Source organism: Candidatus Cloacimonas acidaminovorans str. Evry (genome assembly GCF_000146065.2).
Taxonomy (GTDB): Bacteria; Cloacimonadota; Cloacimonadia; order Cloacimonadales; family Cloacimonadaceae; genus Cloacimonas; species Cloacimonas acidaminivorans.
On the sequence record NC_020449.1, the window covers coordinates 1,962,522 to 1,988,667 of the forward strand.

The 26,146-nt window shown below is 38.6% G+C and carries 14 protein-coding genes; 7 read left to right on the forward strand and 7 right to left on the reverse strand.

Annotated features, from left to right (window positions below):
• The first annotated feature begins 161 nt into the window (after window positions 1-161).
• Window positions 162-1,544 carry a B12-binding domain-containing radical SAM protein gene (locus CLOAM_RS07915; RefSeq protein ID WP_015425377.1) on the forward strand — a complete coding sequence of 461 codons (1,383 nt, stop codon included), beginning with the start codon at window positions 162-164 and terminating at the stop codon, window positions 1,542-1,544.
• Between the two features lie 256 nt (window positions 1,545-1,800).
• On the opposite strand, the gene CLOAM_RS07920 is transcribed toward CLOAM_RS07915, so the two are convergent.
• From CLOAM_RS07920 to nuoE, 3 genes are read right to left on the reverse strand one after another with little or no spacing between them, the layout of a single operon-like run.
• Window positions 1,801-5,139, reverse strand: coding sequence for an FAD-dependent oxidoreductase (locus CLOAM_RS07920; RefSeq protein ID WP_052293580.1), 3,339 nt, complete (start codon window positions 5,137-5,139; stop codon window positions 1,801-1,803).
• A gap of 11 nt (window positions 5,140-5,150) precedes the next feature.
• Window positions 5,151-6,920 (reverse strand): NADH-quinone oxidoreductase subunit NuoF, encoded by a 1,770-nt coding sequence (locus CLOAM_RS07925; protein WP_015425379.1) that lies wholly within the window; start codon window positions 6,918-6,920, stop codon window positions 5,151-5,153.
• The gene (nuoE, locus tag CLOAM_RS07930) at window positions 6,917-7,393 is read right to left on the reverse strand and encodes an NADH-quinone oxidoreductase subunit NuoE (RefSeq protein ID WP_015425380.1); all 477 of its coding nucleotides are present in this window, start codon (window positions 7,391-7,393) and stop codon (window positions 6,917-6,919) included. The genes CLOAM_RS07925 and nuoE overlap by 4 nt, the downstream gene beginning before the upstream one ends.
• A 256-nt stretch (window positions 7,394-7,649) precedes the next feature.
• Between nuoE and CLOAM_RS07935 the strand changes: the two genes are divergently transcribed.
• Together CLOAM_RS07935 and lysS are read left to right on the forward strand one after the other, a co-directional pair.
• The gene (locus CLOAM_RS07935) at window positions 7,650-9,161 is read left to right on the forward strand and encodes a S1 RNA-binding domain-containing protein (RefSeq protein ID WP_015425381.1); all 1,512 of its coding nucleotides are present in this window, start codon (window positions 7,650-7,652) and stop codon (window positions 9,159-9,161) included.
• 9 nt (window positions 9,162-9,170) lie between these two features.
• The gene (gene lysS, locus CLOAM_RS07940) at window positions 9,171-10,667 is read left to right on the forward strand and encodes a lysine--tRNA ligase (protein ID WP_015425382.1); all 1,497 of its coding nucleotides are present in this window, start codon (window positions 9,171-9,173) and stop codon (window positions 10,665-10,667) included.
• A gap of 175 nt (window positions 10,668-10,842) precedes the next feature.
• Here lysS and htpG read toward each other — a convergent pair whose 3' ends face one another.
• Window positions 10,843-12,840, reverse strand: coding sequence for a molecular chaperone HtpG (gene htpG / locus CLOAM_RS07945; protein ID WP_015425383.1), 1,998 nt, complete (start codon window positions 12,838-12,840; stop codon window positions 10,843-10,845).
• Between the two features lie 603 nt (window positions 12,841-13,443).
• Here htpG and CLOAM_RS07950 point away from each other — a divergent pair.
• The 4 genes from CLOAM_RS07950 (at window position 13,444) to CLOAM_RS07965 (ending at window position 21,505) form a co-directional block, all read left to right on the forward strand.
• Window positions 13,444-17,364, forward strand: coding sequence for a T9SS type A sorting domain-containing protein (locus CLOAM_RS07950; protein ID WP_044279095.1), 3,921 nt, complete (start codon window positions 13,444-13,446; stop codon window positions 17,362-17,364).
• Between the two features lie 213 nt (window positions 17,365-17,577).
• Window positions 17,578-18,768, forward strand: coding sequence for a cysteine desulfurase family protein (locus CLOAM_RS07955; RefSeq protein WP_015425385.1), 1,191 nt, complete (start codon window positions 17,578-17,580; stop codon window positions 18,766-18,768).
• A 1-nt stretch (window position 18,769) separates the two neighbouring features.
• A complete protein-coding gene (locus CLOAM_RS07960; RefSeq protein WP_015425386.1) occupies window positions 18,770-19,393 on the forward strand; it encodes an iron-sulfur cluster assembly scaffold protein in 624 nt (207 codons plus the stop codon).
• Between the two features lie 138 nt (window positions 19,394-19,531).
• Window positions 19,532-21,505 (forward strand): T9SS-dependent choice-of-anchor J family protein, encoded by a 1,974-nt coding sequence (locus tag CLOAM_RS07965; RefSeq protein WP_015425387.1) that lies wholly within the window; start codon window positions 19,532-19,534, stop codon window positions 21,503-21,505.
• 14 nt (window positions 21,506-21,519) lie between these two features.
• Here the strand turns inward: CLOAM_RS07965 and CLOAM_RS07970 are convergent, their stop codons facing one another.
• From CLOAM_RS07970 to alaS, 3 genes are all read right to left on the reverse strand, one after another.
• Window positions 21,520-22,344: a hypothetical protein gene (locus CLOAM_RS07970; RefSeq protein WP_015425388.1), complete on the reverse strand. Its 825-nt coding sequence runs from the start codon at window positions 22,342-22,344 to the stop codon at window positions 21,520-21,522.
• Window positions 22,345-22,566: 222 nt separating this feature from the next.
• Window positions 22,567-23,544 (reverse strand): glycosyltransferase family 9 protein, encoded by a 978-nt coding sequence (locus tag CLOAM_RS07975; RefSeq protein WP_015425389.1) that lies wholly within the window; start codon window positions 23,542-23,544, stop codon window positions 22,567-22,569.
• Window positions 23,545-26,145 (reverse strand): alanine--tRNA ligase, encoded by a 2,601-nt coding sequence (alaS, locus tag CLOAM_RS07980; protein ID WP_015425390.1) that lies wholly within the window; start codon window positions 26,143-26,145, stop codon window positions 23,545-23,547.
• Between the last annotated feature and the right edge of the window lies 1 nt (window position 26,146).

The following is a 26,146-nucleotide window of genomic DNA, read 5'->3' on the forward strand; positions in this document are numbered from 1 at the left end:
GAAGATTTAAGTTAGAAATTATAGCACGCAACTGACTGGAGCCATTGGAGCTACCGGATTAAATTCAGGCGTAATTAACGGTCTAATAAATAATCTTATTATTATCTTCTCGGTGCTCTCCGTGTTTTCAGTGCGCTCGGTGTAAAAAAAAGAAGGAAAAGGTGAAAAAAGTTCTTCTCCTATCCATAAACAGCAGCTGGAGTCAATCCAATCCTGCAATATACTACTTACGGGAAATGATTGGGGATTTGCCCTATGATGTTATTCTCAAGGAATGGACATTAAAAGACCGGCTTTTGGATGTGCTGTTTGAAATCTATCGCCAAAAGGCAGAGGTAATTTGTTTTTCTGCTTACATTTGGAACCGTCTTTATTTGCAGGAATTGATTCCAGAAGTTATCAAGTTATTGCCTGAAGCAGTTATTGTAATTGGCGGTCCTGAAGCGGAAAGTTTATCCTTCCTGAAAAGAAAAGGGCTTTATATTGTCCAAGGTGCTGGTGAAGGAAAATTTCGCTTTCTGGCAGAACACGATTTTTCTGCTAATGATGAAGACCTTTCTCGGGCTAAACATATTCCCTTGAAAGATATTCCTTTCCCTTACAGAGAAAGCGATGGGGATACTTTAAAAGGCAAATTGCTATATTATGAAACATTTAGGGGCTGCCCTTTTGCCTGCATTTATTGTCTTTCGGCAAATGATAAACGCTCCGAACTTCGCTATCAGCCAAATAACCAAAAAGATATGCAATGCCTGAATAAGGAATTGGAGACCCTGATTTCTTTTCAGCCAAGAACTATAAAATTCGTAGACCGCAGTTTTAATCTCCATAAACAGCTGGCACACTATATTTGGAAGTTCTTTATGGAACAAAATTGCCCGTGCGATGTCCATTTTGAAATCTACCCCGATTTGTTGGAAGAAGACGATATTGCTTTACTGGAAAAAGCACCGGAAAATAGAATCCGTTGGGAAATTGGTATTCAGACAATAAACTCGGAAGTAGCTTTGAATTGTGGCAGAAAGTCCAATTGGGAAAAGACAAAATGGGTTTTACAGGAACTGAAAAAACGCACTAAAGTACACATCCACACTGACTTGCTTGCCGGTTTGCCCGGGGAAAATTATGCTTCCGTATTAAATGGCTTAAATGAGGTCTGCGCTATTCTTCCGGATGCTGTTCAACTTGGCATTTTAAAAATTTTACCCGATACCCCGATGCAGAAAATTGCCTCGGAATTAAATTATAAATGGCTCAGCCAACCACCCTATCAATGTCTTTCTTCCGATGCCCTTTCTTTTGAGGAAATACAGCAATTGGAAAATTTTGCCAAGCTCTTAAACCTGTATTGGAATAAAGAAGAATACAAAAGTATGTGGCAGGAAATGCTACAAAAACACTCTGCTACAGATATTCTAACAGCTCTTCAACAAAAACACCAAGAACTTGGCTATGAATTGCATTCTCTATCCAAAGCTAAAAGAAATGCTGTTATGGCTGATATCTATGTAGCCGGAAGACACCGTTCCTCCGCAAAAAAGTAGAAAGGTAGAAAGGTGAAAAAGTGGAAAAGTGGAAAAGTGGAAAGGTGAAACAAGGAGATAATTTTTTTATATACTTGAAAGTTAGGGGGTCATCAACGCTTAACTAACTTTTACACTACCCTATATTTAGTTTAGTGGTGAGGACTCATAACGACCATAATTCCTTCTCTAAATTTGTATTAAAGCCGTTATGAGTCCTTTGCACCTTGAAAGATATAACCCAAGAAAAAATATTAAGGTGCAAACGACTCCTGATTTACATATTTGCTGACGAGGAAATCAACCTTCCGGAAAAGCTGGTTGCCCTTTTACATTGCTCAAAAAGTGCAGTGATATACTTTTCTGCTTGAGCAGGAATAAACTTGATAGTTTTGCTTAATTCGGCAATTTTAACAGCTGATGGCTCAAACTTGGCAGGAACATAATTCTGTAAACTAACCAGCAACTTTTCCGCTTCTTGGTTCCAAAAAGGCACTTCCGCACTATTGGGATTAATCCAATTCAAAGTATAAAACAAACGCATCAATTCATTTATAATAATGGACTTGGCAGGATTGGCACTTTTTGTTATCTGCCCCAAATCACTTAAAGCGGTTCCTGTCATTTCCAGAAAACTCGGAGCCGGAATTAACAAATCCACGGGTGCTTTTTCATCTTCAAAAGTCATTATGGCAACACTAAATTTTGCTTGATTGGCTAAAGCGGGATAGACACCCCAACTTAAAACAAAATCCGAAACGGAAAGAGAGAAATCCGGCTGCATAGCTAAACAACCAAGATGATTACGAAAATCGGTAGAAACCAGAAGATTATCGGTTCCCTGTTCAGAAGCAAAACACCATAAGGCAAAAGCTTCCTGTTCCGAAATGCGATTTTGATTATAGATAAAGAGTGTCTTATCCGTTGCCTGAACTTCTGCCAGATTGTTATAAACAGCATCGGCAAAACGACAAAACGCATTTTCCGGATAGTTTACTAAAGTTAATTTCTTTCCCTTTCTTTGCTGTAAGCGGATTAAAGTTGCCAGCACCTGATTTAGTTCTCCGTAAACAACATATTGCTCAAATTTATCCAGAATTTTATAGGGTTCTTTTTGCGGACTTAAGTTAAGAAAAACATCGCTGAAGGCGGAAAAAACAGGATTGGCAGAAAGTTCTGTCTCATATTTATGAGCAGCTCTTTGCAGTATCAGCATTTCTTCCAGAGAAATATAAGGACTAATTTCAAAGCGTTTTGAACTGCATAAAGAAATTTCTTTGGCTATTAAATCAGTTGCTTCCTGCCAGCTAATTTCCTTAAAAATGCCGTTTTCCTTAAACAGCGGAACTTTCAATCTATCTTTGTCATAAAAGCTCTGCCAGCCAAATCTTCCCTTAAAACAGAGATTTTTACCGTTAAAAGCAGGTTCCTCTTGGGGAGTTGTAACCCGGGTAACAATTCCTGCTTGTGTTTCGGTTTGAATAAAACAGCCCACTCCACATAAACCACAATTTTGCAGAGAGATATCTTTGGGATAAGGATTGAATTTATAGTGAACAGTCCTTTGCATTAAAGCACCTACGGGACAAACATCAATGCATTTGCCACAGGATAAACAGCTTGTCTTGGTTAACGAATCCCCAAATTCGGGAGCTACAAGAGTGGCAAAACCTCTATAAATATAGCCCAAAACTGCAGGACCCTGAATTTCGGCGCAGGTTCTGATACAGCGCCCGCAATATATACACTTATTGGGATCCCGCATAATAAAAGGATGACTGTAATCAATAGGATGTTTATTTTTATCCCCTAAAAATTGAGCGGGATTTACAAAATAATCTGTGCAATATTTACGCAGGGAGCAGGTCTCATTAACAAAACAACCACATTCCAAACAACGTTTTGCTTCTGCCTTTGCCGTCTCTTCAGAAAAACCGAGCTCCACTTCTTTAAAACTATTTTTTGCCTCAATTACAGGCAGTTCTGGCATCTCTTGGCGCTCAATTTTTTCATATATAGAATACTCTTCTGGGCTAACTTCTTGTAATGTATTAGCTTTTTTACTGTCAAAAGGCATCAGCTCTGGGGTTATTTCTCCCGTTTCCAAAAACCTGTTTATAGCGGTTGCAGCTATCCTTCCATCGGCAATAGCTTCAATTGCGGTAGCAGCACCTCTTCTAAAATCACCTCCGGCAAAAACATTGCCCAAGCCGGTAAACATAGTTGATTCATCTACAATAGCGGTTTGCCAACGGGAAATAGGCAAAATCTTGTCCTCAATATAGTTCTCCTGGCGGGCAAAAATATCCACTTCCGGAACTTGGGAAATAGCAGCAATGATGCTGTCAAAAGGCAGTTCAAAATATTCACCGGTAGGTTCAGGTCTTCTTCTTCCGCTTTTATCTGGTTCTCCTAAACGCATTTTTTCTATTTTTACGCTGGTTAGATGTTCACCCTTGCCTATATATTCAACAGGATTGGCAAGATAGAAGAATTTAACGCCTTCTTTTTCACAAGCGGCAATTTCACTTGGCTCGGCAGGCATTTCAGCTTTAGTTCTTCTGTAAATAACTGAAACCTCACAACCTTTTCTAACGGCAGTTCGGGCACAATCAACGGCAGTATTTCCTCCTCCGACGATAGCTACTTTTAATCCTAAATCAGGTGAATTGCCTAAAGCGTGCGCTTTCAAAAAATCAACCCCTAAGAAGCAACCTTCTAAATCACTGCCTTTAACCGGCATTTGAACTGCTTTTTGTGCTCCTATTGCAAGATAAACGGCAGCAAAATCCTGTGCCAGGTCTTGCAAAAAGATATCTTTCCCCAATTGTTTATTATATTCAATCTGCATTCCATTCGTGCACATCAGCTCTATTTCCGCATCCAAAACATCTTTGGGAAGCCGAAATTCCGGAATTCCATAACGCAACCAACCACCTGCTTTCGGAGCTGCTTCATAAATAATAACTTCATAACCCCAGTTGGAAAGATAATAGCCACAGGTTAGTCCGCTGGGTCCTGCTCCGATAATAGCAACTCTTTTGTTTTTAGAAGGTAACCTTTCGGGAACATAATTCCACACATCTTCGTTATCCATATCGGCAGCATATCTTTTCAGCTGACGAATAGCAATGCTTTCATCCACAATTTGTCTTCTGCATTCCTTTTCACAAAAGGCAGGACAAATACGACCAAGGGTTAATGGCATTGGCAGTTTCTCTTTAATAACTTTCACTGCCTCATGATATTTTCCGTTAGCTATCAAAGAAACATAGGTCTGAATATCAACAAAATCAGGGCAAGCAACTGTGCAGGGAGCAACACAATCCGCATAGTGATTGGAAATAAGTAATTCCAAAGCCATTTTACGCGCTTTATGGATTGACTCGCTATCGGTTATAATTTCCATTCCTTCAGAAACAGTTGTTCCGCAAGAAGTTACAAAACCCTTTCGGCTTTTCACTTCTACTAAGCAGACCCAACAGGAACCATAAGAGCCAAGTTCTTCATCATTACATAAAGTAGGAATTTCAATATTATTTTGTCTGGCAAGTTCTAAAATAGTGATGCCTGGTTCTGCTTTAACCGTTTTCCCATTCAATATTACATCTATCATTGCCTGCACACCTATTCTTTAATTACTGCATTGAACTTGCAAACATTTTGGCAAGCTCCGCATTTGATACATTTGCTTTGATCTATTTTATGCACTTGTTTTGTTCTTCCGGAAATGCAGGAAACAGGACATTTTCTGGCACAAAGAGTGCAGCCGACACATTTTTCGGGATTGATTTTATATTGTATCAAGGAAGTGCAAACACCTGCAGGACAATGTTTATCAACAATATGAGCCAAATATTCATCCCTAAAATAATGTAAAGTAGTAAGAACAGGGTCAGGAGCTGTTTGTCCCAAACCACAAAGAGAACCCTTAATAACATTTTCTGCCAGTTCTTCCAGGTTATCCAGGTCTTGCAATTCACCTTTTCCTTCCGTTATGCGGGTTAAAATTTCCAGCATTCGTTTTGTGCCTATTCTGCAGAAAGTGCATTTCCCGCAGGATTCGTTTTGGGTAAAATTCAGGAAAAACCTTGCTACATCAACCATACAGGTTCCTGAATCCATTACTACCATTCCTCCGGAACCCATAATTGCACCTGTTGCAGTAATAGAATCGTAATCAACTATGGTCTCAAGTTTTTCGGCAGGAATGCAACCCCCGGAAGGACCTCCCATTTGAACCGCTTTAAAGGGATTGGCTGTCTTCATTCCACCTCCAACCTTATAGATAATATCCTTCAGGGGAATTCCCATTGGAACTTCAATTAAACCGCTACCGGCAATTTTTCCAGCTAAAGCAAAAACCTTGGTTCCGGGTGATTTTTCCGTTCCGTATTTCCTAAATTCCTGTGCACCGTGCATAATTATCCAGGGAATATTTGCCCAGGTCTCTACATTATTGATGTTTGTTGGTTTGCCCCAAAGTCCTTTAACTGCAGGATAAGGAGGGCGTAAAGTAGGCATACCTCTTTTCCCTTCAATAGATTGCATTAAAGCAGTTTCTTCTCCGCAAACGAAAGCACCTGCACCTTCTTTGATGTGTAAAGCAAAACTGAAAGAGCTACCCAGAATGTTTTTCCCCAGATAACCCTTTTTTTCGGCGGCAGAAATTGCAGTTTTCAAATGTTCCAAAGCCATAGGATATTCTGCCCGGCAGTAAATATAACCCTCATTAGCACCAATAGCATAAGCACCAATAATCATACCTTCAATCACGGAATGGGGATCACCTTCCAGAGTACTGCGGTCCATAAAAGCACCAGGGTCTCCTTCATCGGCGTTACAAATCACATATTTCTTGCTTGAATTTTCAAATGCGCAAAGTTGCCATTTCAGTCCTGTAGGAAAACCGGCTCCACCTCTTCCTCTTAAACCGGATTTCTTAATCTCCTCAATTATGGCATTTCTTTCCATTTTCAGGGCTTTTTTCAGGGCTTGATATCCCTCTCTGGCTTCATAATCCTCAATACATTCCGGGTCTATAATTCCGCAATTGCGCAAAACTATTCTTTGCTGATTTGCCAAAAGAGCATTATGCTTACCACTAATCTTTTCCGCTAAAATTATGTTTTCAGCAGGAGTTTTTCCTGCTATATAGTCCTCCAGTATATGAGTTATAGTTTCCGGATTGGCTTTACCGATATGAATGGAACCAAGTTCGGAACCCACAAATTGCACAATTGGCTCCTCAAAACACATTCCAATGCAAGCTGTCTTTTTCAAAATTACAGGTCTGGAATTGGCATTAAGATATTGTTCCAAAGCAAGATACACTTCTTGAGCACCAGCAGCTACACCACAACTTGCCAAACCAACTTTTACGATTATATTATTCATTCAGAATCCCCGTTTTTGTATTGATTCAGAATGGCAGGAATTGCCTCGGGAACAAGTTTGCCATAAGTTTTACCATCAATCATAATTACCGGCGCTAAAGAACAACAGCCCAAACAGGCAACTTCCATAACCGTAAATTGCATATCGGATGTAGTGTTTTCACCTTCGGGAAGCTGTAATATTTCAATTATGGCATTTTTTATACTGTCAACATCTGAAACATGACAGGCAGTTCCTTTACAGACCCGGATTAAATGTTTACCCTGCGGTTTTAAGCGAAACATAGAATAAAAGGTGGCTACACCAAATATTTCCGCAGAAGGTATTTCCATTTTATCCGCTAAATATTGCATTGTTTCTCTGGATAAATAACCCCTTTCTTTTTGGACTTCTTGCAGAAGGGGTATCAGAGAACCTTTCTTGTCCTGAAATTTAGCCAGAATTTTATCCAGTTCCGGGTAGGCATTTTCCATTGTCAGTCCTTTATCTGTGAGTATTGTAAGATATATAAACAGTATATTTTCTCAATTTTACAGGCAACAGATTTTTATGAGGCAGGAAATGTCAAACAAAAAAAGGCAAAACAGGTTTACAGTTTGAAAAACCGTCCCTGAAAATCGTAATTCTCAGCTTCTTTTTATCTCCTGAAATAAGCTGAATAAATAAAAATCTTTACAAAAAACAGCCACTCTAAATCGTGGTTTTCTGAAATGCCTTTAGGAGAATCTTATGTCAGACAAGGTACATTCCAATAGCAGTAAAACTGCAATGAAAGAAATGAAAGAAGAATATCTGCGGATGCTTGAAGAATCCTTTCAAAACACAGCAGAAATTAAAAAGGGCGATGTTATTGAAGCTCCCATTGTAAGCATCGGCGAACAATACATAATCCTTAATTTAGGCGGTAAATTTGATGCTTATGCCGAAATCGGAGAGTTTTCCGATTCCAGAGGAGTTTTGCCTTACAAAGTAGGTGACAACTTAAAGGGTTATGTTGTTGACCAGAATGAAAATGGCTATGTCGTTGCGCGGAGCTTGACTAAACAGTATGTAGATAAACAATCCATTCTTGAGGCATTTGAGAAAAAAATCCCGGTGCAGGGAAAAATATATACTCCAACGAAGGGTGGTTTCAATGTAGATATTCTTGGAGCACGGGCATTTTGTCCCGTATCACAGGTCTCATTGCATCCTGTGGAAGATAGTTCTCAGTTTATAGGAAAAACTCTTGATTTTCTGGTTATTGAATGTTCCGAAAATTGCAGGCGGATAGTTGTTTCGCATCGTCAACTGGAAGAAATGCGAGAACAGGAAAGAAAAGAAACGGCTTTAGCCAAATTGAAAGTAGGTGATATCGTTAAAGGTAAGGTCTTAAGAATGACTACTTTCGGAGCTTTTATTGACTTGGGCGGAATTGAAGGTTTAATGCATGTTTCCGAAATTTCCTGGCAGCACATTGTTAGACCGCAAGACGAACTGAAAAAAGGTCAGGAAATTGAGGTTAAAATTCTGGATATCAAGGGAGAAAAAATTGCTCTTTCGCGTAAGGTCTTGCTTGAAGACCCCTTTGAAGTAGCAATGAAAGAACTGCATGAAGGAGATATCATCAATTGTCGTGTTCTCCGTTTACACAATTTTGGAGCTTTTGCTGAATTGAAACCCGGTGTTGAAGGTCTTATTCCTATTTCTGAAATGAGCCGTAATCGCAATATTTCTCATCCCCGGGATATTGTGAAAGAAGGGGACTGGGTTCAAGTTCAAATTTTACGCATAGATGAAGATACTCATAAGATATCTCTATCGCTGAAGGCATTGGAAGCAGACCCCTGGGATAAAATAGATGAAATTATTCAGCTGGAAACCCCTTTTGAAGGAATTGTGGAAAGCTCTACCAATTTCGGCGTTTTTGTTACTATCAGTGAAGGAATTACAGGTCTGTTGCCCAAATCCCGGGTACGGAAAAATGACACCTTCCAAACAGGCGAGCCGGTAACTTTGATGGTAACTGCCATAGATAAAGAAAATCATAGAATTACTCTTGATTATACCGATCGTTCACCTGTAGAATTGGCTGAAGAACGCGTCCGTTCGGAAGAACATAACTATAGAGATCAGCATAACGAAAAAATTCGCAGTTCAAATCCACGCCGGGGTGGAAGAAATCGCAGTGATGAGGAGTGGCGTAAATATGCCAATCAGAAAGTAAATCCGGCAGCTGATAATCCTTTCAAAGACCTTTAATTTTCCGTAATGTCAAGCAAACCCAATCAGTTTATCCAGTTACGTAAAGAAAAACTGGCAAAAATTAAAGCCCTGGGTATTGATCCTTATCCCATAAAATCCTATCGTACTCATTATATTTCCGACCTGCTTAAAGATAAGGAAGAACAGCTTCAAAAAGCTGAAGAAGTCACTATTACCGGGCGTTTAACAGCTATGCGACGGCAGGGTAAAATCGGTTTTGGCGATCTGGAAGATATTTCCGGAAAAATTCAACTTTATGTAGCTCAAAATTTAATCGGCGAGGAAAACTACGAACTATTCAAACTTTGTGATCCGGGTGATTTTATTCAAGCCACAGGAAAAACATTTTTCACGCAAACAGGTGAGTATTCCCTAAAATGCAATAATATAAAACTCCTTTCCAAAAACATCAGACCCTTACCTGCAGTGAAGGAAAAAATCGTGGACGGCAAAAAAATCCGTTATGATGAATTTTCCGATATTGAACTCCGTTATAGAAAACGCTATCTTGACCTTTTGCTTAATCCTGAACACCGAAAAGTTTTTGAAACGCGGGCAAAAATCATTACTGCTATTCGGAATTTTATGGATAGCCGGGGTTATGTGGAAGTAGAAACCCCTATTTTACAACCCCTTTACGGTGGAGCAAATGCCAGACCTTTCATTACTCATCATAACACTTTGGATATGGATTTGTATCTCAGAATTGCTACGGAGCTTTATTTAAAGCGTTTAATTGTAGGCGGTTTTGAAAAAGTTTACGAGCTCGGCAAGGATTTTCGCAATGAAGGTATGGATAGAACTCATAATCCGGAATTTACCATGATTGAGTTTTACGAAGCATATTCCGACCTGGAAGGGATGATGGATATCGCTGAAGAGCTGATTAAACATTTGGCTTTGGACATAATCGGCAAGGATACTTTCTTTTATCATAATCACCAGGTTTGCTTAAGCGGAGAATGGAAAAGAGCATCTTTACCCGATCTGGTTAGTGAATTTGTCGGACAGAATGTAATGAATATCAGCTTTGAAGAGCTTTCTACCATCTGTAAAAACAAGGAGTTGGTTATCCCTCCGGGCTCCGAAAAAGGAAAACTGATTGCTCTGCTCTTTGAAAATTTTGTAGAAGAAACACTTATCCAACCAACTTTTGTGCGTGATTTTCCCAAAGAGGTCTCACCTTTGGCTAAGGCAAAACCCGAAAATCCCTTTGTTGCAGACCGTTTTGAACTTTTTATTGCCGGCGGCGAATTTGCCAATGCCTTCAGTGAATTGAATGATCCTTTGGAGCAAAGAGTCCGTTTGGAAGAACAGGCAAAGTTACGTGCTTTGGGAATTGACGATGCCAATGTCGTGGATGAGGATTTTTTAGAAGCACTGGAATACGGAATGCCTCCTATGGGGGGACAGGGAATCGGCATAGACCGCTTAGTTATGTTGCTAACCGAAAACGATTCCATTAAGGAAGTTATCCTCTTCCCCCAGATGAAAACCACCTAATTTTTTCCAATTTCTGGATAGTCCAATTATGCAATGGTATTATGATATAGGAAAGTAGAAAAAGTTCGCTTTCTGTATAATCAGCGTTATAGATAAAACACAACAGGGACTGTTTTTTTTAACAGTCCCTGTAGTTTATACTTTCGGGATTAAAAAACCCTGCAATTATTTTTATTTATTCGCTTAAGTAGCTAAGCACCTGATTTGCTTTAGCGATAAAACTTTTAAGTTCTTTGCCGCTGAAAGGTTTCTGCTCCAAAAGCGAAAGATCGTGAATGTAGGAGCAAAGGGTTTTAACTTCTTCATCCTTACCCTGTTCGTGAAAGGTAAGAATCTTTTTGATTATGGGATTATCCCTGTTTACCACCAAAGTATGGTATTTAAGCATATCGGAAGAAGGATTTTGATGAGCCAGCAGATCCATATCATGCCAGCGACGCATATATTCACTAAACACAATCATTGAAGGTATTTCGGGGCTTTTTAAGCTCTTCACTTCTACTTTAATTTCGGTAAAAGCATTATCTTCAAGGGCTTTCATTGCTTCAGCACCCAGTTCTTTACGCACATTTTCCGGCAGTTCAAAGGGTTTAATGATTGTTTGCTCATCTTTTTGAATCAGATAAGGACTTAAGAGGGTTGCAGCTTGAGGAAACTTTTTCAGAAAATCGGCATAACTTTCTTTGCTGAAACTTGCCTCCACTTGTTGGTCTAATGCCTTGTAAAATAGTTCTTTCAGCTTATCTTCAGAGTCACTTGCAACCCCTTCTTTATTTAGCAAGAGGTCATTAACTTCGCTATCAATGCGCACAAATTCAATGTTATTCAGCTTATTTTCCAGCTGTTGATAAAGATGGGTATCCAGAGGACTGGTTTGAAAAACAACTTCAATACCCTGTTCTTTCATTAAATTCAGGTAGCTGACTTGGGTATCTTCACTGGCTGCATACCAAATCTTTGTCCTTTCACCTTCGCTTTTATTGCGGGCTTTGTATTCTTCAATAGTTACATAGTCGCCGCTGGCGGATTTGAAGATAATGATATCCTTCATTGCCTCAAAGAAATCGTCATCTTTCAGCAAGCCAAATTTGATAAAAGCATTAATATCTTCCCAGTAGCTTTCATATTTCTTGCGGTCTTCCTTGAAGGTATTATTGAAATGGTCAGCTACTTTTTTTACTATATACTGGCTGATTTTTTTCACCTGGGCATCGTTTTGTAAAAAACTGCGAGAGACATTGAGAGGAATATCCGGAATATCAATTCCGCCTTTCAAGAGTAGAAGAAATTCCGGAATCAGGTCTTCCAAATTATCCGCTACAAAAACATTATTGCAATAGAGTTTCACTTCTCCTTTGAAGAAATCGGGCTCATTGCGCAATTTGGGAAAATATAAAATCCCCTTCAGATTAAAAGGAAAATCCACATTCAGATGAATCCAGAACACAGGGTCCATATAATCGTGAAAGACATTTTTGTAAAATTCAATATATTCTTCATCTTTCACTTCGTTGGGTTTACGGTTCCAAAGTGCTTCTTTCTGGTTTACTTGTTTGCCTTCAAACATAATTGGATAGGGCATAAAGTTACAGTATCTTTCCAGAATTTCCCTTATTTTATTGGGATCAGCATATTCCGCATTTTCTTCATTCAGGTAAACAGTTACGGTAGTTCCAATTTCTTTGCGCTTTCCTTTACTCATAATGTATTCCGTACTGCCGTCACATTCCCAGAAAGCGGGTTCACTTCCTTCCGTGCAAGAAAGCGAATCTATAGTTACTTTATCGGCAACCATAAAAGCAGAATAAAATCCCAGTCCAAAATGGCCAATCATATTGTTCTGGATGTCCTTGTATTTATTAATAAAATCCTCGGCACCCGAAAAGGCAATCTGATTGATGTATTTCTTTATTTCCTCAACTGTCATTCCAATTCCGGTATCCATTACTTCTATTGTTTTTTTGCCTTTATCCAGCTTAACTTCTACTTTCATATCCTCTTCTTTGTAATTAGGATCGGCATATTTGCGTTTGGCTATGGCATCTACCGAATTGGAAATCAATTCTCTTAGGAATATATCGTGCTGAGAATAGAGCCATTTCTTGATAATCGGGAAGATATTCTCGGTATGGATGCTCAAACTTCCTTTTTCTTTTGTTTTCTTGTCTGCCATTATGTTTTAATCTCCTTATTTTAATTCATTGTGTTTCTGGAGATAAAATAATCGGTCTTGGCTTATTGTCAAGATTTTTTAGCAGTCCCATAACTTGATTGCTAAATTTGTGCAAAACAAATCAGGACTCGTTATGCGGAGGGTTGATATCCTCATCAACCAGCAAAATCGGAAGGGTTAAATGACTCCCAGCTTGCAGTTTGCCTGCCTATTTTTCCCGGACAAAACCTTCTTATAACCCGGTAACAAATAAGTAACAATCCCGTAACGAGATTACTGCAGTGTTAGGGAAGTGTTACAGAAGTGTTACGGGGTCTTCTTGGAATTAACTGATTTGCAGGAAGTTACAAATTTGGAGATAAATACCCTAAAGAACATAAATTTATCCCGCAGAATTCGCTGATTATGCTGATTTTATTTGTTGTGCCGTCATTAGTCATAAGCGCCCAAAAAAGATAAGTTCAGGAATAAATTTGTGAAAACGCTAATAACTCCTGACTTACAAGGGATGTTGTTCTTCCTGTATATTATTCTTGACTAAATTTGAAAGAACACAATTAATGTTTTTTATAAGTTCTTAGACCATAAAAATTGGGAGTATTGATGAAAAGGATTTGGATAATAATACTAACCCTTCTGCTGGTTTTTCCTCTGGCAGGAGTAGTTCAAGAAACCGCTTCTCTAAAGCATTTTCTTTATGGAAATGAACCCAATTGCGCTTACGACAATTGGATTTCCCATTTAGCTGAAGGTATTGCAATTCAGGGCTACAATACTTATGCTCCTTACGATAGACAAACCAACGGTTTTGGTGATTTTGTAGTTCCTAATGATGATCAACTAACTGCTTGGAATTATATTGTGGACTTATTTTTAGCCGGCTCCTTTGATGAAGCGCAGACAGCGATTAATAATGTCGGATTTCCTTATCAGGTTGTTCTTTTTAATGATACGGACAGTGGCATAACTTATAGAATGTTGCGTGAAGTTCCCAATCCGGAATATTATGATGATAACGGAACTGATGATACTTATGATGATGAAAACGGTGCTTTTGCCTACGGTTGGGGTTTGTATCTTTACAATCCTTTAGGGAGTAGACCTGTTATTGTAACTGTTCCTCATCCTTGTGATGATTTTCCTACTCCTGCTTTTGCTTTAGAGGCATTTCAAATTTGGGATGCCCAATTTTTATTGATCAATGGAGCAGGTAGAGAAGTAAGATGGACAAATCAAGGTAGTTATAATAATTCCAAATCCATATCTGATCCTACGCGCGTAACCAATCATCCTTTCAATGTCTGTTATAAAAAGTTTGCAGACCTTATTAGAACCGAGTTTAATATCCGGGAATTTTCTCCTCAAATACATAGTTACGATTGGAATTATCATCCTGGTTATCCTAATGTCCAAATTTCAGCAGGATACAATCGTCTCTGTCCCAACCTTCCTATTAGAGACCTTTCCAGCCGAAAACTGGATATGATTAATAAGGGTCACCATATAATGATTCCAGCTAATACGGTAGGTTTTCACAGAGAAGTTTATCTGAATGATTTTTATGGTGTTAATTATGATCTCTATCCGTTTCTTTTTGATGATGGTGAACACTGTTATGAGGTAAATAACTATATTGATTTGCCTGCCTATTCCCAAAATTATCAAATGCTGTATACTCAATCCGGAACAACAGATTATGATGTTTATGACCCCTTTCTCCATACAGAGATGGATGAATTGCCCAATTCTTATGAATTAACCGAAAATACCTATAAATGGTTTTACGGCTGGAATGAAGCATTGCAATGCTGGGATTTTGACCATCTTTTTGATAACTTTAAGATGTATTATCTGCGTTGGGTTTACGATTTGGAAAGCGTTATGGACGAAATGTTTGCAATGAATGATGGCTTAATTCCCCCTACTCCAGTAGGTTTTTCCATTCAAAATCAATCCCTTAATTCCATCACCTTAAATTGGCAAAAGGTTGATTGTTACGATTTTGATACCTTTGAAATACTATATTCCATAAATCCTATTGATGGCTATAATTATCAGATTTACAATCGGAACAATAATACAATTTTAGCTTCACCCTATTGTGAAAGTGTTACGGTTCCAGGATTGAGTTCTTCTAATAGCTATTTCTTCAAAATCCGCTCAAAAGATAAAAACGGAAATTATTCGGAACTTTCCAATCAGATAACTACAATTCCCGCTCCAGCCACTATTTATACTTTTACTGCTCACGGTTTGGATAATGAAGTCCGTCTTTTTTGGGGTGTTTCAGGACAAACTAATAATCTGGGATATAAGGTCTATAGGAAGGCACCAACCCAAACTGACTACACTTTAATTGATTCTTACCTTACCAACCCCTCTCTGGCAAATACATCTGTATCTAACTATACCTATTGGGATTATAATGTTACTAACGGTCAGAACTGGGATTATATAATCAGCTGCACGAATGTAAATAACCAGGAATTTTTCTATAATTATCCTGTTTCTGCAGCTGTTAGACCTATTCATAATTTAACTCTTACTAACTCTACTGCCACTTTGGTAGATACTATTTACTTTGCTCAAAATCCTTATGCTTCCGATAGCCAGGATACCTATTATGATATAACCAAGTCCAATCCTTCCGGTTCAAGTTATGTCTGGTCTGCTTTTTGGGAAGCATATTGGGGTTCCAATGGAACAGCACTTTCCCGGGAAGTTAAAGGTGGCTATGATACTGCTTTAGACCTGAAAACCTGGACGATTAGAATTCGCTCTACGGAAGTTAATACACCTCTTTATTTATCTGCTTCCGATAATTTCAACCGAGCGGAAAAACTTTATATTTACGATTCGGGAAACGGAACTTGGCATAACTTATTTAGCGGACCTTATCAATTTATGGTAGCCAATAATAATGTAAGAACTATGACTTTGTATTGGGGTAACCTGCAACCCAAAATTTCTCATATTAACCAAAATAACCAACTTTTTCAAGGTGGCAATAATATTACTTTCCAGTGGAGCGCGCAAAACAGTTTTCTGATTGACCATCTGGATTTGTATGTTAAAAATGAAAGAGATAGCTTGTTTTTAACAGGAAATATTCCGGGAAACCAAAACAGCTGGATATACAATATTCCCCCCAATGTAGATATGCAAAAAGCCCGTTTTTATATCAATTGCTATGCTGTTGATGGTTTAATCCAAACATTTGTCTCGCCTTATACTTTTGCCCTTGTTCCCAGGATGATTTTACACTCTAATGAAGCCGGCTGGCAAACGCGCTCCCAAATTTGGCCCGATTTAACTCCTCCGGTAGAAACTCTTTTCGGTAATGGAGCCATTGCTTTAACTCCAACTAATGAAGGAACCTGGCAGGAAAATGATGATCTCCTGTTTGGCATTGCCTATTGGATAAATGCACCGGCAGTAAATTTCTTTAATTCCACGGCTGAAATTTGTCCAACTGAAATTAACTCTTTTCCGCTGCAACCGGGTTGGAATTTTATAGCCAATCCTCATTATTGCAGTTATTCGGTTCAAAGTTTACGCTTTCTGGTAGGAACAAATCCTTTTCTCTATAGTGAAATGATAGCTCAAAACCTTGTTTCCCGAACCGTATTTGTCTATCGGGAGGGAAAGTTTCAGTCAGTAGACACAATTTTACCCTTTGAGGCATTTTATATCAAATATTATGGTGACCAGTCCTTAAATACTTATCTTCGTTTCTATCCCTATTTTGAAGCACCGGAAATTGACCCACCTGATAATTTCTGGCAATTTAAAGTAAATGTTTCTTCTGCCGGTAGCAATGCGGATGAATTCGTTTTGGGAACAAATCCAATCGCCACCGATGGTTATGATTTTTACCTGGATTTACCTTCTGCTCCCGAGAAACCATTTCCCGGTTTGAGTGTTTTTATAACAAGAGAAGCACCCGAAGATATCTTTTTCAGGGATAAAAAACTTTCAGCTGAATTTAGAGAAGCATTTTCTCCAGTAAACCAACAGGAAAAAATCTGGCACTTCAACCTTGTTTGTAATTCCACCTCTCCTGTGGAATTTAATCTTAGCGATATAGACCTGCCCAATGATTATACCATTCAATTTTATCTTGATTCAGAATACTATAACTATGAGCATACAAATAGCTTTACCTTCTTTCCTAATGAACCTGGAACCTATACGGGATTGATCAAGGTTGCAAACTATCCTGTTAGCGTAAGTGACTTAGTTCAGAAACCAATTTCCAGCGTAACCGTTTATCCCAATCCCTTTAATCCGACAACTACTATTGCCTTTAATACTTTTGCAACTCAGGAAGTTGAACTCTCGTTATATAACCTTAAAGGACAAAAAGTTCGCACCCTTTACCAGGGAATATTAAACGGTGGAGAACATAAATTGATTTGGGATGGAAAAGATAACAACGGCAGAACCGTAAGCAGCGGAATTTATTTTGCCAAAATACAGGCAGGAAAGTATACTCAAATTCGGAAAATGATGTTGATTAAATAAGAGCTGGGGGTTTATGCATAGACCATTTTGAGGGGATAAACCGGAAAAATAAAGATGCGGAAAATAATAGGTTGGCAAATTTCCAGCGCTTTTATCGGCTGGGAAAATGCTTGTAACACTGGTTTTGGGAAAAATTTAGAATAATAAAAGAAGGCATACTTTCAGACACATAATTTGACTGTAAGCTATAATGTTTGAAAAGGAGAAAAAATAATGCAAGCGGGAAGAATATATCTTGATAATTGCGTAACTACCTGTCCTGCACCGGAAGTTTTAGCAGAAATGCAACCCTATTGGGAAAAAAAGTTTTGGTTTCCGGGAACTTTTATCAGCACGGGTGAAAGCACTAATAGCTTGATAAATAAAGCTCAGAATACAATAGCTGAAACCCTTGAAGCCAGCGCTCAGGAAATCCATTTCACTTCCGGAGGCACTTTGGCTAATAACATAGCTATCAAGGGATTAGCTAATGCCTATAAACAGCAGGGAAAACATATAATCGTTTCCGTTGTTGATTATCCTGATTTATTAACTAATGCTGCCTATCTGGAAAAGAACGGTTTTGAAGTAACTTACCTTTCTGCCGATAGCGAGGGCTTTATTTCTCTGGAAGAGCTGAAAAGTGCTATCCGTAAAGATACAATTCTGTTTATGACTACTGCTGTAAATCATACGGTAGGAACAATTCAGCCCTTCGCAGAAATAAAAGCTATTTTAGAGAGTGCCGACCATAAAATTTATTACCACCTGGATGCAGGTCAGGGCTATGGAAAAATTCCTTTGAAGGTAAATGAACTGGGAATAGACACAATGTCTATCAGTGCCCATAAAATACACGGACCTCAAGGTATTGGTGCGCTCTATCAAAGAACGGGCACAAAGCTGGCACAATTGATTCATGGAGTTAAAAGAGTGGATAATCTGCAAACAGGCGGTTTAAGTATTGCTCTTATTGCCGGTTTTGCTAAAGCCGTGGAACTTACCTTTCGTGATTTTCAAGCTAATACAGCTTACTTAAGAGAACTTTCCAATTACCTTTTGGACAGAATAGAAAAGGAAATACCTTATGTTGAATTAAACGGACCCCGAGGAGAAAAAAGAGCTCCTCACAATATCAATGTTTCCATTGACTTCATTGAAGGTGAAGCAATTACAATGATGCTTGATCAAAAAGGAATTACTGTTGCCACGGGAAGTGCCTGCGCTTCGGAAGGATTAAAGGCAAATTATGTTTTAATGGCAATGGGAAAAACACATATTCAGTCACACGGTTCAATGAAATTTACCGTTTCTCGTTATACAACTAAAGCTGAACTGGATGAAACCGTTCAGGCATTAGCAGAAATAACACAAGAATTGCGCAATCGCAGTCCCCTTTATTTAGCAATGACCAAGGAGAAATAAAATGCAATACTCACAAAAGGTTTTAGACCACTTTATGCATCCCCATAATGTAGGTAAAATGGAAAATCCTGATGCTGTAGCCACAGAAGGAAGCCCTGCTTGTGGAGATCAGGTAACTGTTTATCTGAAGGTTGATGACAAAACAAAGACCATTACAGATATCAGCTTTCTTTCTTATGGCTGCGCTTCCAATATTGCTACTGCTTCCATAATTACCGATATGGCAAAAGGAAAGACCTTGGAAGAAGCAAAAAAAATTACCTGGCGCGATGCTATGGATGCTTTGGATGGACTTCCTCCCGTTAAAGTTCACTGCAGTGTTTTAGCTGCTGATACTTTACAATCGGCAATTTCCAATTACGAAATAGCACATGGCTTGAAAGAAGTTCCCAATTTCGGTAAAGCAGCTATAGAAGAGGAGCTGAGAAAAATTATCTATCCGCAAGTAGGAGAAGATATTATCTCTCTAAAAATGGTGAAGTATATTGGCTTTCAGGATGGAGAAGTGACTATTGACATGAACATAATGAAATTTGATCAATGGCGGGATAATATTGCGGAAGAAATCCGTGAACACTTGCAAAAATACCCCGAAGTGAAGAAAATTACGATAAACTTCCCGTAGAAAAAGGTAACCAGGTTAACAGGTTAAGGGGAAAAGTGAAAAGGTAAAACGCAGGAATAAAATATTGAGTTTTCTGATAGAAAGAATAGAGAATGATATTAGAGGTTAAAATCCAATAACTTATAAAGGAAAGATGATATGCGTAAACTTGTATTTTTAGCTTTTTTGTTTACTACTTGTTTAAATGCAACCGTTATTACTATCGGAAGTGAGAATCAACTGAATCAAGGTTTACCTATTGAGCCGATTGCTCATTTCAGCTATTCACAGCAAATTTATCTGCCTTCAGAAATAGGTTGTACTGGTATAATAACTACCCTTGGCTTTCAATACAATGTCATCAGTAATGTGTTTTATAATTCCAATAAGAGCTGGAAAATATGGCTGGGACATACTCCCATAGCTGAAATAACAAACTGGATTCCCCTTAACGATATGCAAGTTGTTTATGATAATAATCTTCAAGAATCGGATTTCTTAGGTGGATTACCAGGAAACGGATGGTTGGTTATTGAATTGGAAACACCTTTTTTATACAATGGAAGGGATGCTTTATTAGTAGCCGTGGATGAAAACAGCATTGGTAACGGAAGTAGTTCAGATGATTTTATTTGTAGTTCCTGTCCCTTGGATTATGCCATTCAATATCAAAGTTCCCATATCAATCCTGATCCATTAGCTCCTCCGGAAAGCGGCTGGAATTTGAAAAACTTTCGCAGTAACCTCCAAATCACAATTGAGGCACAATATTACACTCCCGTTCAGCCAATTCCTGCAAATGCAGCAAACAATATTCCCGTAGATACAACTTTATCCTGGACAAGCATCTGTAACAGCTTTTCTCTTGTTTTGGGAACGCATTCGGATTCCTTACTGCAAGTGGTAGATCAGACACCTTTAACCTATTGGCAACCAGAAACACCTTTTCAATTTGGTAAGACCTATTATTGGCAGGTAACCGGTTATACTAACAATTGTGAATATGTTTCTCCCCTCTGGAGTTTTACTACTATTACGGAACAAATATCTCCTCCACAGAATTTAACCGGTTGCTATAATGGTTCTGCTTCTCAATTAAATTGGAACGCACCTGTAACAGGAAATCAACATTATTACAAAATATACCGGAATGCCAGTTTTTTCCTAACTACCCTTGAAACAAGTTATTACGATTACAATGTGCAACAGGGCTTAAGTTATTATTACTATGTAACGGCAGTGAGTTTTTCCGGCTCGGAAAGCACTCCTTCCAATGTAATAACAATCACTATTCAAGCTGGAGGAACAGACAGAATATTGTTCCAGGGCTTTGAGACCTGTCCTCCTTTTACCGGAATAATAGCAAACTGGCAAAATCTGGATTTGGATTTGGCTCCAACTTCCTTTTGGCAAAATGTAACTTACCCCAATGCGGGAAATCCGGCTGCTTGGCTTTGTTTTGAACCCCAAAGTACAATTCCTCCTTTAACGGATCATCCGGCTTTTGAAGGTAATAAAATGCTTGCCTCAATTTGTTGTATTCCACCTCCTAATAACGATTGGTTGATTTCACCCGTTATTCATTTGGGCACTGCTTCTTCTTTGCAATTTAAAGCCCGGTCTGCTTATGCCAATTTTGGATTGGAACGCTTAAGTATTCTGATTTCCAATATCAATAGCGAACCTGCTTCTTTTGTGCCTTTACACCAAAATACCTATATCGCTGTTCCTATTGAGTGGACAAATTACGAATACGATTTATCTGCCTGGGATAATCAAAATGTTTATCTTGCCTGGCGTTGTCTTTCCGTAGATGCAATGGCTTTGTTTTTGGATAATATTGAGGTCTTTAGTCATAATGGCAATGTTTCCAATCAGGATATAGAACTTCCCAAACCCCTTTTTTGCTGTTATCCCAATCCCTCAAAGGACTCTTTTACATTAGAGAGCAAAGATGGAACTGCCTTTGATGTGGAACTTTATAACCTGAGGGGACAATGCCTGTATAAAGAAAAGGGAATCAAAAAACTGCAAAGCTCTAAACTGAATTGCAATTTAGCTAATGGCATTTATTTTATGCGGATCGCTCAAGCAGGAAAGATAGTTACTCTCAAGCAGGTTGTAATAAAATAATCTTTCTCCGGGTTTTATCTGCCAATAGCTTTTATATAATAGAATTTCTTTGTGTCTGTGGCATTAAGCTGATATTGGTTTCCGTTAATAGAAGTAAGGAAATTCCAGGGACCCGAAGGCAAATCCGAAACATATATAGAATAAGAAGATGCCGTAGGTATCAAAGTCCAGGATAAGATAAAGGAATTTCCGCTCTGAGAAATTTCCACCTGAGGAGCTTCTAAACCACCTGTAGAAAAACAGATATTGGGACATTTTGAAGTGCTTGTTCCATTTCCTGCAGGAAAAGATGGATCAGATGCCAAATGAACTTCTTTGTTATAAGGACTATAATTTGTGAAACAGAACTGAGGTGGAATCGGGGGAATGGGAATTTTACTTCCATCCCGATTTTCCCACAAAATTTCCACTCCTGAATTCGGGTTAATAGTATAGGGTGTTGATAGAGTAATAAAGAACCAACCGGGACCGTTGAAACTGATAGAACCGTTATAAATTAAGGTTTTATTTTCGTATCCTGGATGTCCCAGATAGGCACTACCATAATTTGTTCCCGGAAATGGTCCTATGTAAATGCTTTGATTGTCCATAAGATAATTAACCAGAGAACTGGAACCACCAATTTGGAACGCTACTTTAGTTATCTCCACAGGGTTCAAAATACCGGCATTTTGCAGTTGGGAAGAGGTATAAAAAAACTTGGTCCAACCATAATTAAAGTGTCCGTCTACAGGAACTATAAATTGTGCACCAGAACCATCCCCGATAATAAAGTCCTCTGCTGAGAGAAGAGAAAGTGAAACTATTAAGATTAGTAGTGAAACTACCTTTTTTGTCATTATTAACCTCCTTCGCTGTTTATTTCAATAGTATATATCAGCTCTATATTTATCCTCTATTTTCAAGATGCTACAGATATTATTTACTTTTCCTTTGTGCAATAATATACAGATTTCGTCAAGACCTTTTTTCTTTATCTTCACGCGTCCTCTCTACCATATCAATTTGTGGGAAGAAAAAAGTTATTTAGGTAGTGACGAATTCTGACTTTTTAGAGAATATCAACCTTCCAGGGCTTTTTTAATAGCAGAACTAAGCAAAGCGGGACTAATAGCATTCATACAATTGAAATGATTAAGAGGACATTTTTCTTTTCCGTGCAAAGAGCAAGGTTGACAAGGCAGTTCAGCGCATAAAATAATAGCTTTATTGTTCAAAGGTCGGAAACCCAAGCGCGGATGTGTTCCTCCAAAAATGGCTATTTGGGGTTTATTCAAAGCTGCGGCTAAATGCATAGGTCCGGTATCACCGCTAATAATTAAGTTGTAAGAAATCAGTTCCGTTAAAAGTTCCCGCAGAGTAAGCGTAGAGCATTTATTTCTGCAATTAGTGGAGCATTTTTGGGTTATGAATTTACATAGCTCTTCATCTGCCTGGGAACCAAAAAGAGTAAAATCGTAATGAGGATTGGAGTTTATCAGTTGAATCCAGTTTGCCGCAGGATACCTTTTGGTAAAATGATTAGCACCCGGAAAAACGGCAATTTTTATTTCGCCGGAGAGGGCATTGTTGTATTTTGCAGGAGCGGAATTCGGTAGCTCAGTTACCTGCAAACGAGGATAAGACCAGAGTTCATTTATTCCCATTTTTTTAAGAGCAGAGGCATAAAGCTCAACCGTACTGTCTATTTTCAGCTTTTTATTCCCTTTCACAATATCGCGTCTAAGACCGCGTTTTTTGCTGTAATGGACTTTTCGGGGAGCTCTTAAAAAAAGCATCAGCAAAAAAGTAGAGAACTTATTGTGCAAATCCAGAATTAGGTCATACTTTCTTTTGCTTAGCCATAAATGAAATTTCAGCGTCTTTTCATAAACAAGATGATGAACAGGAGGAGCAAACATTTCCGGAAGTTCCTTGAATTCCTCTTTGCAAACATAGTCAATTTGGCAACCAGAAAAGTGTTTCTGTAAGATAGCACAAATCGGTTGAGTGAGTATAATATCACCCATTGAAGAGAGTCGCAGAATAAGAATATTCATTTAGATAGAAGCAATTATTTCCGGCACCTTTTCCATTACAGAAGCAAGGTTAGCTATATCTTTTCCACCAGCCATAGCAATATCGGTTCTGCCACCACCTTTTCCTTTTAATTCATTCGCGAGTTTAGCCACAATCTTTCCGGCATTATACTTGGGAATAAGGTCTGCACTTACCACACACAGGATATTCAGTTTGTCCTGATAGAGATTGAACAGGACGGCAATCGTACCCTGCATTTTGGTTTTTAGCTGTTCAGCGGTTGTTTTAAGTTCTTCCAAATTATCAAATTCGGTTTGTGCTTTAATCAACAAATAATTTTCCTGTTTCGTTGCCTTAGAGAGTAGTTCCTGCACAAATTTTTCCTCTTCTTTGGCTTTAGCGGATTTTAGTTCTCTTTCCAAAGCGGAAATTTGTTCCAAAGTTGCTTCCAATTTGCTTTCAATGTTTTTAACAGGAGAATTCAGCAGTGTAGAAATACGGCTTAGTTTATCTTGCAAATCCTGAACCCATTTTAAGGCAGAAATACCTGTTATTGCCTCAATTCTTCTAATTCCTGCTGCGGAAGAGCTTTCGGAAATAATTTTAAATAAGCCGATTTCACCTGTAGAAGATATATGAGTTCCGCCACAAAGTTCTTGGGAAAAATTCTCAACGCATACAACACGAACTTTTTCACTGTATTTTTCTCCGAAAAGAGCAATGGCACCTTCTTTTTTGGCTTCTTCTATATTTTTAACCGTAGTTTTCACTTTCCTGTTATCCAAAACTGCTTGATTAACAATATCTTCCACCTTTCTGATTTCTTCCAAGGTTAAAGCTCTGAAATGAGCAAAATCAAAACGCAGATAATCCGAATGCACTAAAGAGCCCTTTTGAACGGTATGTTCTCCTAAAACCTCTCTGAGTGCCTTATGCAAAAGGTGAGTAGCCGTATGATTGCGGGCTATGCTTTTGCGTCTTTCCCTATCTATTTCTGCTGTAACGGGTGCATTATTTACAGTTCCTCTTTTCAGTTTTCCGTAATGAATGATATACTCATCTTGTTTACGGACATTGGTTATTTCCAGTTCAAATTCCTCATTATATATTTTTCCTGTGTCCGATACCTGTCCACCGGATTCGGCATAGAAAGGTGTTTGGGCAAGTTGCATAAGGATTAAACCCTTTTCTTGAATGGCATAGCGTTGGATATATGTCTGCACCGTATTTTCTTTGTAACCGACAAATTCAGTAGGAGTTACAGGAGAGAACTCAATCCAATCCTCATTATTAACAAAAAGAGTAAATTTACTTGCCTTTCTGGCGCGTTTTCTTTGTAATTGCATCTCCTTTTCAAAGCCCTCATAGTCAATCTTCAAGCCCTTTTCTTCTGCTAAGATAGCGGTTAAATCGGGCGGAAAACCGTAAGTATCATATAAAATAAAGGCATCGGAACCAGAAATAACTTCTCCTTTTAGCTTTTGGGTTATCTCCCTAAATTTTTCCAGACCGGTATCCAGGGTCTTATTAAAGCGTTCTTCTTCCGCTTTAATCACCATTTTTATATAGTCCTCTTTACCGTTTAGTTCACTGAAATGATGTGCCATTTGCTCAATTACAAGCGGCACTAACAAATGCAAAAAGGGTTCGGCAAAACCGAGCAAACGACCATACCGGGCTGCTCTTCTTAAAATTCTGCGTAAAACATAACCCCTTCCTTCGTTGGAAGGAAAACCACCATCTGCCAAAGCAAAACAAAGACAGCGGATGTGATCGGCAATAACTCTATGCGGCATTCCTGTTTCCTGAGTGTAGGCAACCCCGGAAAGTTCCTCAATTTTATTTATCAGAGGCATAAAAAGGTCTGTTTCATAGTTACTGTTTTTATCCTGCAAAACCTGTGCCAGGCGTTCAAAACCCGCTCCTGTATCCACAAATTTGTTTTTGAGCGGAGAAAGTGTTTTATCTGCCTCGCGGTTATATTGAATAAAAACCAAATTCCACAATTCTATAAAACGCGAACAACCGCCATTTATTTTACAGATATGTCCTGGCTCATTTTGCCTCGTGCAATGCGAACTACCTCTATCTATATGAATTTCCGAACAGGGACCGCAGGGTCCTGTTTCCCCCATTTCCCAAAAATTATCTTTATCATCAAAATAGCTGATATGAGTTGGATCAATATCTGTCTCCTGTTTCCAGATTTCAAATGCCTCGGTATCAGTTTTATAAACGGTAGCATAGAGTTTATCTTTCGGAATTTTCCAGACCTCGGTCAGCAGTTCCCAAGCCCAGGAAATTGCCTCTTTTTTGTAGTAATCACCGAAACTCCAGTTACCGAGCATTTCAAAAAAGGTGTGATGATAGCCATCTTTTCCAACTTCCTCCAGGTCATTATGTTTTCCTCCAGCACGAATACATTTTTGACTATTAACCACGCGTTTGTATGTTATTTCTTTCTGCCCCAGGAAGATACTTTTGAATTGATTCATTCCAGCATTGGCAAAAAGCAGGGTAGGATCGTCTTCCGGAATTACAGGTGAGGAAGGAACAAAAATATGACCCCTGTTAAGGAAAAAATCAATGAATTGTTGTCGTATTTCTTTACTGCTTATCACT